This window comes from Saccharopolyspora hattusasensis (assembly GCF_050972075.1).
Lineage (GTDB): Bacteria > Actinomycetota > Actinomycetes > Mycobacteriales > Pseudonocardiaceae > Saccharopolyspora > Saccharopolyspora hattusasensis.
In genome coordinates this window covers 7,917,741-7,932,420 of the sequence record NZ_JBPCDC010000001.1, presented here as the reverse complement: position 1 = coordinate 7,932,420, position 14,680 = coordinate 7,917,741, and the positions used below count along the sequence as shown (strand labels likewise).

At 69.9% G+C, this 14,680-nt stretch carries 10 protein-coding genes; 3 read left to right on the top strand and 7 right to left on the bottom strand.

The window, feature by feature from the left end:
- The first annotated feature begins 229 nt into the window (after positions 1 to 229).
- Both ACRXBZ_RS37480 and ACRXBZ_RS37475 read left to right on the top strand, forming a co-directional pair.
- A complete protein-coding gene (locus ACRXBZ_RS37480) occupies positions 230 to 553 on the top strand; it encodes a transposase (RefSeq protein ID WP_433878664.1) in 324 nt (107 codons plus the stop codon).
- Entirely contained in the window at positions 553 to 1,494 is a 942-nt protein-coding gene (locus ACRXBZ_RS37475; protein WP_433881121.1) for an IS3 family transposase, read from the top strand. Before ACRXBZ_RS37480 ends, ACRXBZ_RS37475 begins: the two co-directional genes overlap by 1 nt.
- Here ACRXBZ_RS37475 and ACRXBZ_RS37470 read toward each other — a convergent pair.
- The 7 genes from ACRXBZ_RS37470 to ACRXBZ_RS37440 all read right to left on the bottom strand — a co-directional run bounded on the left by ACRXBZ_RS37470 (position 1,474) and on the right by ACRXBZ_RS37440 (position 13,574).
- Positions 1,474 to 5,151, bottom strand: coding sequence for an ABC transporter ATP-binding protein (locus ACRXBZ_RS37470; RefSeq protein ID WP_433883115.1), 3,678 nt, complete (start codon positions 5,149 to 5,151; stop codon positions 1,474 to 1,476). The two genes, ACRXBZ_RS37475 and ACRXBZ_RS37470, sit on opposite strands and share 21 nt — an antisense overlap.
- Before the next feature lie 5 nt (positions 5,152 to 5,156).
- The gene (locus ACRXBZ_RS37465) at positions 5,157 to 6,326 is read right to left on the bottom strand and encodes a lanthionine synthetase LanC family protein (protein ID WP_433883114.1); all 1,170 of its coding nucleotides are present in this window, start codon (positions 6,324 to 6,326) and stop codon (positions 5,157 to 5,159) included.
- A 4-nt stretch (positions 6,327 to 6,330) separates the two neighbouring features.
- Entirely contained in the window at positions 6,331 to 9,354 is a 3,024-nt protein-coding gene (locus ACRXBZ_RS37460; RefSeq protein WP_433883113.1) for a lantibiotic dehydratase, read from the bottom strand.
- Positions 9,333 to 10,286, bottom strand: coding sequence for an LLM class flavin-dependent oxidoreductase (locus ACRXBZ_RS37455; protein ID WP_433883112.1), 954 nt, complete (start codon positions 10,284 to 10,286; stop codon positions 9,333 to 9,335). The genes ACRXBZ_RS37460 and ACRXBZ_RS37455 overlap by 22 nt, the downstream gene beginning before the upstream one ends.
- A gap of 144 nt (positions 10,287 to 10,430) precedes the next feature.
- Positions 10,431 to 10,601, bottom strand: a complete 171-nt coding sequence (locus ACRXBZ_RS37450; protein WP_433883111.1) for a hypothetical protein — start codon at positions 10,599 to 10,601, stop codon at positions 10,431 to 10,433.
- 313 nt (positions 10,602 to 10,914) lie between these two features.
- Positions 10,915 to 12,795 (bottom strand): ATP-binding protein, encoded by a 1,881-nt coding sequence (locus ACRXBZ_RS37445; RefSeq protein ID WP_433883110.1) that lies wholly within the window; start codon positions 12,793 to 12,795, stop codon positions 10,915 to 10,917.
- Between the two features lie 71 nt (positions 12,796 to 12,866).
- Entirely contained in the window at positions 12,867 to 13,574 is a 708-nt protein-coding gene (locus tag ACRXBZ_RS37440; RefSeq protein WP_433883109.1) for a response regulator, read from the bottom strand.
- Positions 13,575 to 13,709: 135 nt separating this feature from the next.
- Between ACRXBZ_RS37440 and ACRXBZ_RS37435 the strand changes: the two genes are divergently transcribed.
- Positions 13,710 to 14,666: a LysR family transcriptional regulator gene (locus ACRXBZ_RS37435; RefSeq protein ID WP_433883108.1), complete on the top strand. Its 957-nt coding sequence runs from the start codon at positions 13,710 to 13,712 to the stop codon at positions 14,664 to 14,666.
- Positions 14,667 to 14,680: the final 14 nt, after the last annotated feature.

The following is a 14,680-nucleotide window of genomic DNA, read 5'->3' as shown; positions in this document are numbered from 1 at the left end:
GCTCAGTGACAGCCCCTTAGATCCAATAGCAGGGACACAAAACCCACTTGCTACAGCAGCCCAAAGTACGCACGGCCCCGAACGGCACCGCCGCGCAAGCTGTGCTGCGATGGCCTCTGAGGCTTATGCCTTGACGGCGCCGTTTTCGATGCCGTGCCGCCATATGAGGTTCCCCCGGGGTAGTGGACACCACGTTGGCAGGATTGGTTCCTGCTGGAAGGATGTCCTCATGCCTCCTCGTAAGCGTCGGTCGTTCACGGCCGAGTACAAGGTCGAGGCTGCGCATCGTGTGATCGATTCCGGCCGCACGATCGCTGAAGTGGCTCGTGAGTTGGGTCTCAACGACGGGTTGCTGAGTAACTGGGTCAAGGATGAGCGGCGCAGGATCGCCGCGGCCGAGGCTCACGGGGAAAAGCCTTTGGAGGCTGCGGAACGCGCCGAGTTGCTACGGTTGCGTAGACAGGTCGCCGAGCTGGAGAAGGACAACGCGTTCCTGGTAAAAGCCTCGGCGTACTTTGCCGCGATGCAGAAGAAACCGAACGGTTCGATCTGATGGTGAAGTACGCCGGCCCCGACACGCTCGCCGAGACCCGCACCGACACCGACACCGACACCGACACCGACGGCAGTAAAGACGCCGCCAGGCCGTTCTCGGTGCGTCGTATGGCGCGACTTCTGGACGTGTCCGCGTCGGGCTACTACGCGTATGTCAAACGCGCGGCGGCGCGGAGGTTGACACCACGCAAGCAGCGCCGGGCTGACCTCGAGGTGAAAATCACCGGAGTACACAAAGAATCCGGCGGCACCTATGGGTCACCCCGCATCACCGCCGAACTGCGTGCGCGGGGCGAGGTGGTCAGCGAGAAGACCGTCGCCAAGATCATGGCCGGCATCGGGATCGAGGGCATCAGCCCGCGCACGTTCAAGGTGAAAACCACCGTGGCCGACCCGAAGGCGTCGTTCCCGCCGGACCTCGTCGATCGGGAGTTCGACCAGGGCCGCGTGGACGCGGTGTGGCTGACCGATATCACCTACCTGTCCTGCGGTGAGAGTGAGATGTATCTGTGCGCGGTCCGGGACGGGCATTCCCGGAAGGTGCTCGGCTACAGCATCTCCGAGCACATCGGCTCGGAGATGGTCACCGAGGCCATCGACGCCGCCGTCGCTACCCGGGGCGGCCGGTGCCGTGGCACGATCCTGCATTCCGATCGTGGCGGTGAGTACACCGGTCATCTAACGGTGAAAGCGTGTTTCCGGCACGGGCTGCGCCGGTCGATGGGCGCGACTGGGGTCTGCTGGGACAACAGCCCTGCGGAATCGTTCTGGTCCACGTTCAAACACGAGCACTACTACCGGCATACCTACGCCACACAGACGGAACTCGTTGTCGCAGTTGACAATTGGGTTCGCTTCTACAATGCTGGCCGGAGGCACTCCGCAATCGGGATGCTCAGTCCCGAGGACTACGAGAGCTCACTCCGAGCAGCTGCCTGAATCCCCGTAAACCCCCTGTCCACCACTCGGGGGGAACCTCAATAGCCGTTCGTACGCACCGCTCCTGCCCAGCAGTCGTTCGTGCGTACCGGTCTCCACGATCCGGCCTTGTTCCAGCACCACGATCCGGTCTGCCTGGGCCGCGGTGGACAACCGGTGGGTGACCAGGACCGTGGTGCGGCCCAGCGAGAGCCGGTCGTACGCGGCGAGCACTGCGGCCTCGGTCGCCTGGTCCAGCGCGGCGGTGGGTTCGTCCAGCAGCAGGATGTCCGGCCGCACCAGGGCGGCGCGGGCCAGCGCGATGAGCTGGCGCTGCCCGGTGGACAGGCGCTGGCCGCGTTCGCCGACCTGGAACCGGAATCCGCCGGGCAGCGCGGCGATCACGTCCAGCGCGCCGACCTCCCGCACCGCCGCGGTCACCTCGGCGTCGCTGGCGCCGGGGCGGCCGTAGCGCACGTTGGCCGCCACGTCCCCGCTGAACAGGTGCGGCTCCTGCGGGACGAGACCGAGGCGGCCCCGGTAGCCGGTCATGTCGTACTCCCGCAGTTCGATCCCATCGACGGTGATCGAGCCCTCGCTCGGGTCGTACATCCTGGCCAGTAGCTTCACCACTGTGGACTTCCCCGATCCGGTCGCGCCGACCAGCGCGATCCGCTCCCCCGGCCGCATCCGGAGGTCCAGCCCGGACACGGCCGGGGCGGCCGAACCGGGATAGCGGTAGCCCACGCCGCGCAGTTCGATCTCGCCGCGCAACCGCCGTGGCACCGGGACGGCCTCCGGCGCCTGCGGCACCGAGATCGGCGTGTCCAGCAGCTCGCCGACCCGCCGCACGCCGACCTTGGCCCGCTGATAGCTGTCGAACACCATGGACAGCTGTTGGAACGGCGCGAAGAACAGCGTGAGGTAGAGCAGGAACGCGATCAGCACCCCCGGCGTCAGCGTGCCGGCGACGACGCGGTGCACGCCGGATCCGAGCACCAGGGCGGTCGCCGTCTCGGCCATGAGCGTGACGAACGGGAAGTACAGCGCGATGTACCGCTGCGCGCCGACCCTGGTCTGCCGGTACCGGTTGGACAGCCCGGCGAACCGGCTGGTCGCCCGCTGCTGCCTGCCGTTGGCCTGCGAGGTGCGCAGGCCGGCCACGTTCTCCTGCAGGTCGGCGTTGACCTCGCCGACCCGTTCCCGCGACCGGTGGTAGATCAGGTTCGAGTAGTGCCGGAACACCAGGGTGGCCACCAGCACAACCGGTAGCACCACCATGCCGGTCAACGCCAACCCGACGTCGATCAGCAGCATGGCGACGAGCATGACCAGCACGGTCGCCAGGTTCACCACGCCTACGGTGAGCCCACCCTCCACAAAGGACGACAGCGCCGCAAGGTCCTCGGTCATCCTGGTCATGATCCGGCCGCCGGGCTCGCGCTCGTAGTAGTCCAGACCGAGCCGTTGCAGCTTGCGGTAGCTGCGCATCCGCATTGCCAGCAGCACGCTCTCCCCGCCGCGCGTGGTCGCCCTGAGCTGGTGCAACAGCACCAGCCAGTTCAGCGCCACGACCACCAGCGCCACCCCGGCGACCGCCCACACCACGAGCAGCTGCCTGGTCAGCACGCCGTGGTCGACGCCGAACCGGATCAGCGCGGGCAGCGCGGTGGTGGCCACCGCGTCCGCGGCGATCAGGACAAAGGCCAGCGCCAGCAGCCAGCGCGCGGGACGCAGGATGCGCCAGAAACCGGTGCGGTCGTCGTCCGGCGGATCGGCGGCGGCGGCGGTTGGCCGGTCGGCGGCGGGGCGTAGCCGGTGCGCCTGGGCGACCAGGTCCGGGTCGTGCTCGGCGGCGTCGACCGCGGCCGGGTCGTCCAGGACGCTGCGGACCAGTTCGGGGTGCGGCCACAGGTCACCGGTCGCCGGTGACTCGTCGATCCGGTCGGCTGATGCGGCCAGAAATTCGGTGAACAGCGGGCAGCGGGCCCGCAGTTCCCGCTCGGTGCCGACGTCCACCACCCGGCCGCGATCCAGCACGGCGATGCGGTCGGCCAGCGCGAGGGTCGCACGGCGGTGTGCGACCACGAGAGTGGTGCGCTCGGCCGTTACCGAGCGCAGCTTGGCATTGATCCGCGCCTCGGTGGCAGTGTCCACCGCGGAGGTCGCGTCGTCGAGCACGAGCACGCGCGGGTCGGTCAGCAGGGTGCGGGCCAGCGCGATGCGCTGCCGTTGCCCGCCGGACAGTGTCAGCCCGCGCTCGCCGACCACGGTGTCGTAGCCCTGGGGCAGCGCGCGAATGAACTCGTCGGCTCCGGCGGCCCTGGCCGCGGCGCGGATCGCGGGCAGGCCGGCATCGGGCACGCCGTAGCCGATATTCTCCGCGATGCTGCGGGAGAACAGGAAGGGCTCCTCGAACACGACGCCGACCGCGCGCCGCAGCGCGTCCAACCGCACCGCGCGGACATCCGTCTCGGCTCCCGGCGGGCCGATCCGGATGCGGCCGCCGGTGGCGTCGTAGAACCGGGACAGCAGCAGCGCCACGGTCGACTTCCCGGACCCGGAACCGCCCACCAGGGCGACGGTTTCACCGGGACGCACCCGCAGCGAAAGGCCCGCGAGCACCGGCTCGTCGCGGGTGTAGCCGAACTCGACGTCCTCCAGCGTCACGCCGAGCGGTCCGTCCGGCAGATCGCGGGCGTCGGGCGCGTCCCGCACCTCCGCGTGGGTGTCGATCAGCTCGTACACCCGTACCACCGCCGGGCGCGCCTGCTGAGCTACGAGGACCACATTGGACAGTGTTCCGGCGGGCGCGGTCAGCATGATCAGATAACTGGAGAACGCCAGGAAGGAACCGACGCTGACCCCGCCGCGGACGGCCAGCCAGCCGCCCAGCAGCAGCACTGCCACCTGCCCCAGCGGGGGCAGGATGCCGAGCCAGGCCCCGGGGCCGGACTGCATCCGGGCCACCCGCATGCGCTCGCCGAACAGCCGCTCGCTGAGCGCGCGCAGCGTGCCGGTCTCCCGCTGTTCCTGGGCGAATCCCCGGACGACTCGGACGCCCGTCACGGTTTCCTCGACATGCTGGGAGATCTCCGCGCTACGCTGCTGCACCGCCCATGTCGCCGGATACAGCCGTCGGCTTGCCCGGGCGGTGACCCCGGCGGAGGCAGCCAGCAACGCGAGCGCGATCATCGCCAGCGACGGCGAGAGCCAGAGCATGGCGGCCAGCGAAACCACGATGAGCACCAGGCTGCCCAGTGCTTGCGGCGCCATCGCCAGCAGCCCTTGCACCAGCTGCAGGTCCAGGTTCGCCCGGGACATCACCTGGCCGGTGCGCAGCGCGTCGTGCTTTTGTCCGTCCAGTCGCTGCAACGAGCCGAAGACGGCGATGCGCAGGTCGTGTTGCACGTCCAGCGCGAGCTTGCCGGCGGAGAACTGGCGGACGAACGAGGCCGCGAACTGGACCACGGCGATTCCGAGCAGCGCGGTGACCAACGGGCCGACGGTCCCGGTCTGTCCGGCCATGGCCGCGTCCACTCCGGCCCGCGTGATCAGCGGCAGCAGCCCGGCCAGCCCGGTGCCCAGCGCGGCCGAGGCCACGACGACGACGGTCAGCCGACGGTGCTGCCGGCAATCGCGCAGCAACCGCACGGCCCACTGATGTGATCTCGGCATGCCGGCTATCGGTTCCGCGGCGAGATCGGGGTAGCCAGCAGAAGTTCCTCCCAACGGGGAGGCACGCCGGTCGCCGCGTGCAGCAGGGCCAGCGCCGCGCCCGCATCGCCCTCCAGGAAGGACGCGTTGGGCATCATGCCCGCGGGGCAGAAGTACCGCAGCGGCCCGGCCGCGCGCTCCCGGTCCAGATGCCGGGCCCAGTGCGCGGCGAACTCCGCCGCCCCGGGGACGCCGAAGTCGGCGTGCATCCTGGTGCCGAACCAGCACATGCCGGCCGCGCCGTGGCATATGCAGCCGTCCAGCACCCGGCAGTGCTCCGGGGGCTGGCTGACGACCTTCGCGGCCACGGCGCGCACCAGCTCGGTGAGCTCCGCGGATCCGGTGGCCCGTGCCGCCACGGACAGCGCCAGCGCGACCCCGGGATCGCCCGAACACCAGGTCGGTCGGGCCGGCTGGTAGCGGGTTTCCACCCGGTGCGGGAACGCCCCGTGCGGAAAGTCGTCGCTGCGCCAGCGCAGCAGCCAGGCCACGGCCTCGTCGAGCAGCATGCGGGCCCGCGCGGCCGCGCCCGTGTCGGACAACGCGGCGGAGGCCAAGTAGGACACGATCCCTGCGGCTCCGTGCGCCATCCCAAGCAACCGGCAGCCGACCGAGCCCTCCCGCTGCCGCGGCTCGGTGTCGTTGACGCGGAAGAACAGCGCGTCCTCGTCCCGTTCGGCCCGGCGGTCGATCACGTCGAGCACGCCGCTGGTCAGCTTTTCCCGCGCCGCCGCGTCGGGGTGGGCCAGCCCGTAGACGCCCAGGCCGAGCAGGCCCATCGGCAGGTCGACGTCCATGGTCTCGGGGTAGTCCACGATCCACCGCAGCGCGATCTCGTCGATCGGCGCCAGGCCGGCGACCTCGGTGCCGCAGAAGTCCGCGACCTGGATCGCCGTCCACCCCGCCTGAGCGGCCCCGCGGTACAGCCACGGCCCGGTGCCGCCCGCCGAACGCAGCATGCCCAGCGCCCGACTGAGCCAGCGCCTCGGTTCAAAGTCCTCGTCGAGCGCGCGGCTGAACTCCACGGCCAGCAGTGCCTGGTCCAGCAGCAACGGGAAGCTCGGTTCGGCCTCGACGCGCTCGGTGGCGTCGTCGTACAGCGTCCTGGCCAGTCGCAGAAGCTCGGCGGCTCGCACCTGCTCACTCCCCTTTCCCGGGCCGTTGCGCCCGTGCCTTGTGCTGCCGGACCTTTCGCAGCGCCAATTCGTAGGCCAGGTATTCCAGCCGCACCGCGTCGAAGGCGAACATCCGGTTGCAGTGCAGGTGCAGCGCGGAGCCGAGCACCGGCCACGCCCGACGCTCGGGCAGCCGTGCCCGGGCGGACACCGCGAGTTCGGTCAGCGCCTTGGCGACGTCCTCGTCGGGTTCGGCCCGGCTCAGGTGCTCCGTCAGGGCCGCGTCGTGCGCCCTGGCGAACTTGCCGTGCGCGTTGCCGGTCCTGGCGAAGGTCGCGCCGAGCCCGCCGCGGCAGAGCTTCAGGAACTCGTGCTCGCCGTCGGCCGAGTCGAACAGCACCGAGGTCCAGTGCAGGATGTCGGCCACGGCCTGGTACAGCCGCTGTTCCTCGCTCGGCCCGGTGGCGAGGAACCCGGCCACCCGATCGCTGCTCGCGGTGAACAGCCGCTCGGCGAGCGGCAGGCCCTCCGCCCCGCCATAGCGCGCGATTTCCGGGACGTAGTCGTCCATCTCGACCCGGCCGACCAGGCCTTCCCGCTGCAGGATGGCGCCGAGCTCATCGAGGGCCGCGAGCACGGTGGCCCGCAGCTCCTGCCGTGCCGGCCGCATCCGCAGCCGGAGGTGGTAGCCGCCCTCGGCGTAGCGTAGGAAGAACCAGTCGGTGATGGTGCCGGCCTCGTCCAGCTGGGCGGCCAGCCGCCGAGCCCGCTGGATGATCACATCGGCTGCGGACTGTCCACAGTGGTATTTCGCGTACCCCCAGGACTTCCCGTGGTCCGCGGTGAACCGGTCCTGCCCGGAGCCCGCGGACGGCGGGGTGCGCCGCATCGGCCCGAGCGGGACGACCACTTCGGCCACGTGCCGACCGTCCGGTCCGCGCACCGCCGGCGCCTCCATCTGCGGCATCTCCACCAGTTGCACGTGCTCGGCCTCGGTTTCCCGCGCCAGAGCGGCCCGCACCGACGCGGCGTGGGTGAGGTCCACGGGAAGCACCTGGTCGTACTGGCCGATGCCCACCCACCGGCGGTCGCCGATGCCGGGCAGCAGGTCGCGCACGGCCGCGGCGGGATCCTCCGCGCCGCGCGCCGCGCGCAGCCGAGCCCAGGTCAGCCGCCACTGCTCGGGCGCCACGATGACCGCGCCGCTGGTCACCCTCGGCAGGTGCGACAGCGCGGCGAGTGCGCCCCAGGCCCAGCCGACCCCGCCAGCGGAGGCCAGGTGGCCCAGGACCGCGTACACCGGGTCGAGGCCGAAGAAGTCGACGTTGTGCGCGGTGTTCAACTCGACCAGCACCGGTCGGCCGGTGACCGAGTCCCGCAGCCGGAACTCGGTGCCCCGCAACTGGATCAGCAACCGGTCCAGCCCGATGGTGCCGCCGGTGCCGCCGGTCAGTGCGATCGCGTCGTCCAGGATGCGGGGCCGCACCAGGACGTTGCCGATCCGGCCGCCGGGGTGGTAGACGAGCTCGGCGTGGATCGGCCGGGAGCCGTCTTCGGTGTCATCTGTGTCTTCGGTGTCATCTGTGTCATCTGTGTCATCGGTGTCATCTGTGGACATCCACTCCCGGAAGCGCCGCTGGAGTTCGGGATTTCCCAGGGCGAACCGGGCCATCAGGGCCAGCGGAGACCGGCCGACGCCGCCGACGAGCATGCTTCGGTACCGGCCCCGGTAGTCGTCGAGCAGCAGCGCCAGCACGGCCCGGCTGCCGGAACGTCCGGCCGTCGGGAAGTCAGCGATGTCCACACCAGACCCCTCGGCTCCGTCCTGCAGCCATCGGTCCAGCACGCTGAGCAGCTTCGGGTTCACCGGCGATGGCGTGGGATCACCTTCAGCGCGCACTCCGGCTTCGGTGGCGAGCCCGGACACCGTGCGGTGCCAGGACTTCAGCACACCGGATTCCAGGTCGCACGCGGCCAGCAGCGGGACCTCGGCGTCGCCGTAACGGGCCTGGAACGCGGCTCGGAACTCGTTCATGTGGAAGGCTTCCGGCACCGCCTCCAGCCCGTCCCCATCATTCGCACCGGACAGCTTCGCCAGTCGCAGGACGGTGTCCCGCAGCTCATCGACGGTGCGGTGGTCCAGGGTGGCCGCGGTCATGCCCAGTGCCAGTTGGACATCGAACCGCTGGGCCTGCTTGGTCCCGGCCAGCGCCGGGATGTGTTCCCCCGCGGCCTGCCAGGCGGAATCCAACCGGCCGAGCAGATCCGGACGCAGCTCGTGCACCCCGCAGCCCTCGTGGTGCAGCTTGCGCAGCGCGTCGGCACGCGCCGTGGCACCCGCTTGCTCGAGTATCGCGGCCGCGCGCTCGGCGGGTTCCACCCCGGGCTCGATCAGGTCCACGGCCCGCAGCAACAGCCCGCTGTCGACCAATCGCGCCAGGAATGGGCGCAGTTTGTCCTCAGGCAGGGAAGAGTTCCACTTCCGCAGCGCCATCAGCAGTTCCGCGCCCAGCAGCGGCGGCCCGGCCAGCAGCCGCAGGACCTCGGTGATCAGCGGGGTGAGCCGCACCGTGACCACGTCCGAGCTGCCGTCACCGGATTTGGCGTAGCGCAGGCTGTCGCCCTCCACCCGCGCCAACGGATTCCGCCGCAGCGGCCAGCGATCCCACTCGAGCTCGTCCAGGGCAGCGCGCAACACGCCGTCCAGCGCGTCGATGTCCACCCGAACCCGAGCCCGGTGCGCAACGTGCCCGGGCAATGCCAAGTCTCGTTGAGCACCTAAGGAGACTGGAGCGGTTCCGGCGAACAACCCGTACGGCGTGGCCCGACCGCCCATCCTGGCCACGTAGCGGATCAACGACTCTCGCGCCCGCTCCTTCGTCGCGCTCTCCCGCAACACATGCGGCCCGGATGCCAGCGAAATCGCCATGCTCGCAATCGGATCGTCAAGGTTCTGTTCGGCCATCAGACGCGCGGACCGCTCCACGCTCAGCAGCGCGATCCTGGCCAGGGCGAAGGATTCCCCGCTCAGCGATCTGCCCTCCCCCACTTCACCCGCGGCCCGTCCGCCACCGCCGCGAAGATGTCGGTCAGCGCGCCACGGTGGTCCTCCGGATCGCTGGACTGCTCGGTGATGATCACCTCGTCCGCGCCGGTCATCGCGCGCAGCCGGTGGATCGCGTCGGCGCACTGCTCGGCGCTGCCCACGCAGTTGATCCGGAGCCCGAACCGCAGGCTGTCTTCTTTGGCCCGCCGCGGATCATCGTTGGCGACCACGGCGATCGCGACCGCGGTGCGGCCGGCCGGGAACGCCGCGCGGTAGGCGTCGAGGGTCCGCGTGCAGGCGTCCAGGTCCGGGTTGAAGAACAGGGCGTGGCAGTAGTAGAAGCCGGCCCGTCCGGCCAGCTCCGCCGACCGCGTGGCCGAGCCGTGCATCCAGCGCTGGTACGGGGTCTCCAGCGGGTCGATCCACTCGCACCCGTAATCCAGCAACGAGACCACCGCACCGATCGCCGCGTCGGTTCCCACGTCGTCCTTGCGCAGATGATCCAGGGCCTCGGCACACGGACCGACCACGTCGCCGCGGCCGAATCCGACGTCGAGCCGCTCGCCACAGAAGGATCCGGCGGTCACCAGATCCTCGGCGGCCTGGTATGGGTCGCGCACGCGCACCAGAGTCACGGCGGTGCCGATCCTGATCTGGCCGGTGTGGCTGCCGAGCACGGCAGCCAACTGGGCCGGATTGGTGCTCGGGGTGCCCCGCGCGTGGTGTTCGGGCAGCCAGAGCCGCCGGTATCCCAGCCGATCGGCCAGCAGCGCAGCGGCGAAGGCGGACTCGCGCTTCTCCCGGACCGTCTTGCCCTCGGCGGGGTCGAGGTACTCCAGCAGCCCCAGCGGTGGCCGGGGATCCTCGGTGGCGGCCTCGGTGGCGGCCGTGGTCGGCGCGCCGGATGCCGCGAGGTTCGCTATGCCGCTGCTCATCACGCCCTCCGGTGACTGGGGAGGATGCGGCGACCGGGACGGCCGGCCGCCGCACTTCCGGCTACGACCGAGATGCCGCCGCTCCGGCATCCTTTCCGGGGTGGACCGGCGCATCTCGGCACTGCTCTGAAACCGCCTGTTTGCTCAGCAGGAGACGGTGTTCGCGCTCGGGCACGGGGTGCCCCAACAGGTCGTGCCCACGGTGATCGGGCCGGCCTGCACGCGAACGTTGTTGCCGAGATTGCCAGCGCCCGGCGCGGACAGGGTCTCCATGTCGATGTTGAGGTCGATTTCCTGAACGTTCTCGGAGAGCATGTTCGAACCTCCTCGGTTTTGGTGTTTCCGGGGAACCGGTTTGACTACCAGCCGGTTCGTTCTCAACGTTATCCTCGGGAAAGCGGATCCCGCCTCGGCCGCGCGAACGATTTCCACCCGAGCCGAAAGCCCTGTTCACGGCAGGGGATCTGGGTTTTCCTCCGCCCCGAGGACGAGGCCATTCGGAGACACTCAGGCGGTAGGTGAAGCCGGACTCGCTGCTGGACTCCGAGATCCCCGACTGGCTCTCTCGCGAATGCTTTGTTCCGCTACGCCAACCCAATCCCGCCATGCCGCGTCCAAGATGGACAGATCACACCGAAAGATCTGCCTCCGGCGCCTGCCACCTGGGCAGCAGCGCGTGCACCCGCCAGCCCGACCCGTAAGGGCCGACGTTCAACCGACCACCCACCAACGCCACTCGTTCGTTCATCCCCACGATCCCGTGACCGCAACCCCGGTCCCCGACGAATCCGCGCTCCGGTCCGGAATCGACGATTTCGACCACGGTGTGGTTGGGTTGGCATTCCACCAATACCCGGGTCGCGCTCGGCCCGGCATGTCGAAGCACGTTGCGCACCGACTCCCGGATGAGCCGCGCGGCCAGCGCGGCCTGCTCCCGGGAGGCGTTCCCGGGGTCCCCGCACAACCGCACCGACACCTCCGCACCGGCTTGGCGCAGCGGGGCGACCAACTCCCCCAGTTCGCCCTCGCGCAGCCGCTCGGAGACACCCTCCGGTCGCGCCCCGGAGGGATCCAGGGCGCGCAGCAGTCGTGGCAGCGCGGCGAGTGCGGCATGCGCACTTTCCCGGATATCCCGCAGGGTTTCGCCGATCAGCTCCGGCCGTTGCCGCGCCAGCAACCGGACCGCCCCGGCCTGCACCACCATTGCGGACACATGATGGGAAACGTGGTCGTGCAGTTGCCGTGCCACCCGGTTGCGTTCCTGCCGCAGCCGCTCCCTGATCCGGCGGTCCTCCGCGTACCGCGCCGCGCTGTCCGTCAGCATGCGGAAGCGCCCGCGTACCCGCCCGGCGACATACAGGCCGCAGAACAGCAAGGCGGTGTACATCTCGGTGTTCGGCGCCGGAGCTGGCGCGTCGGCCGCGCCCTTCGCCCCGAACGCCCAGATGACCAGCGCGACCGGGATGCAAAGTGCGGAGTGGAGCGACCTCCCCCAAGCCCCCGCTGAATAGACGAGCAGCAGGAGCGCCAGCGTCGTCGTGGTGCCCGGCAGGCTCAGCGTGGACGGCAGGTACAGCAGGGAGATCGCCTCGCTGCCGCCCGTGACCGCGAAGCCGGACGACCACGCGTGCACCGCGACCGCGCCGAGGAACAGGGCGACCACCAGCACCGCATCCGCGGGCGCCGGCAGCAGGCGGTGCCACCGGGGCCGTGACCCGCTCCGCCGCGCCTCGTCGGCGCCGGTTTCTGGCCCGGCCGAGGTTTTCGGCCCGGCCGAGGTTTCTGACTCGGTCGAGGTTTTCGGCCCGGCCGAGGTTTCTGACTCGGTCGTGCGCAACAGCCCGAGCATGCGCCGCAGCACGGTAAGCGTGTCCCTGCATTCCTCCCGCAACGCACGTAAGTCCGCCACGGGCACTGTCGAGCGTTCTCCGAGACAACCGGCCGTGGCCGCGATAGCACGCAGCCGCCGTGTGACCACCTCGTGCAGCTCACTGCCGATCCGCCCGCGCTGCGCGTCGATCAGTACGCGCAACCGTTCCCGTTCGTGGCGCCTCCGCATCAGCAGTCTGTTGCGCGCCGCAGCTCGCCCGGCGCAGCCCAGACCCCAGGAAATGGCCAGCTGCAGCACACCGATCGGCATCCCGGGACTGCGCGCCGCCGCTGGCGAGATCGCCAGTAGCAGCACGGGAACGAGTGCGCAGGCGGCCACGAGCAGCATCAGGCCGACCCGCCAGCGCAGGTACCGCCCCACCGCGTGCATCAGGACCAGCCAGGCCAGCTCGCCCACGGGAATGTCCGCCAGGTACGTCAGCGGCTTGACCAGCAGATGCACCGCAAGCGCACCGGCCGGAGTGATTCGCCGCCACAGCACCGGCAGCGCCTCGGCCAGCGCCAGTCCCGTCGCCAGTGGCCAGTCTCGCATCGGGATCAGCAGCATGGTCACCAGTCCGGCGTGCGCGAGCAGCCCGGCCACCAGCCACCAGTCGGCGGGCGACCCGTCCGGCAACATCCGGTGCAACCGACGCGCGGGACGGGTCGCGGGTGGTTCCGGCCCGTTCGTCCGCTGCGTCGGTAGGACGGTCACGACGCCCGGCAGTTCTCGTTGCCGTTCACCTGCGCCAGCCCCGTTTCGAAGGCGCGCACCACGAGTTGCACGCGATCCCGCAGGTTCCACTTGTTCAGCGCGCTCGCCACATGCGTCTTCACCGTCGCCCTCGACAGCTGCAGGATCGATGCGATCTCGGCGTTGCTCCGGCCGCACGCGATCAGCCCCACGACCTCGCGCTCCCTCGGGGTCAGCTCGATGACGTCGAAATGCCCCGGTTCCGCCCGGTCCGGCCAGGACTCCTCGCGCACCGGATCGGTGTCGCGGCGCAGCAACCGGTCGACGACCCGGCCGGTCACCGCGGGATCCAGCACGGTGCGCCCCGCGTACACCGACCGCACCGCATGGATCAGGTTTTCCGGTTCCACGTCCTTGAGCAGGAACCCGCTGGCGCCCGCCCGCAGGCTGTCGAGGACGTATTCCTCGACGTCGAAGGTGGTCAGCATGAGCACCCGCACGTCCAGTTCGGAATGCTCGGTGAGTCGTCTGGTGGCCGCTATCCCACTGCCCGGCATCTGAATGTCCATCAGCACCACGTCTGGCCGCAGCGCGATCACCTGCCGCACCGCGTGGTCACCGTCTTCGGCCTCGCCGACGACCTCGAAGTCGGACACCGGGTCGAGAACAACCCTAATCCCCTTGCGCACGACGGCCTGATCGTCGGCGACGAGTACGCGCACCATGTTCCAAGGACCCCCAGTTGACACCAGGCCAACGATTCTGGTCTGGATCACTAGCCAGAATTATGCCGACGACCAGCCGATGTGGGGAAGCCAAACCGCTATTACAAGATGTGCCGAACCGATAACCTAATGTGCATGGCTGGAAATCGCTCGAACGAAGAGGCGACCAGCGGGCTGGCACGCCAGACCCGAGAGCCCAGCATTCATCAGCTCAGACTTTTCCTGGCGCTGGCCGAGGAACTGCACTTCGGGAGAGTTGCGGCCCGCCTGTTCATCAGTCAGTCGGCTTTGAGCCGACAGCTTCGCGCGTTGGAAACCCGGCTGGGCGTGAAGTTGTTCGAGCGCACCAGCCGGGCCGTCGTCCTCACCACCGCGGGCGAGGCCCTGCTGCCCGAGGCGCACGCGGTCACTGCGGCGATGTCCGGTGTCCTGCAGCGAGCTCGACTGCACGCCCGCATGGTGACCGGGCACCTGGTGGTCGGCCAGTGCGGAGCCGATGCCGCGCTGCCCTTCGCCCGGACCGCGCTGGCCGGGCTGCGTCGCCGGCACCCCGGGATCTCCGTTGAGGTCCGCAGCCTGAACTTCGCTGGTCAGATCAGCGCGCTCAACCGGGGAGAGGTCGACGTCGCGTTCGTGCGCCCGCCGGTCCTGCCCGGAATCCAGACCATGGACCTCGCGACCGAACCGCGAGTGGCCTGCCTACCCGCCGACGACCCGCTGGCCGCCGAGAAGCAGATCACCCTGGCCCAACTCGCCGACCGCGCGGTTGCGGACGCGCCGCCCGAGGTACCGCGCAACTGGTGGGACCACTGGACCATCAACCCCCGGCCGGACGGCACACCCGTCCGATATGGGCCGACGGTCACGGACGTCGAGGCGCTCCTCGCGACAATTGCCCTCGGCGAAGCCATGATGTTCGTACCGGCTTCAACGGAAAAACTTTTTCCCAGAGCAGGTGTCGCCTACATCGAAGTAGTCGACCTCCCGCTGTGCAGTGCCGCGCTGGCCTGGACACCGGAAAACCGGACTCGGCCGGACATAGCCGCAATACGCGAATGCGCCAGACGAGGAATTGTCAGCGGTCGTGAGTAATTCCGGGCCGGAGC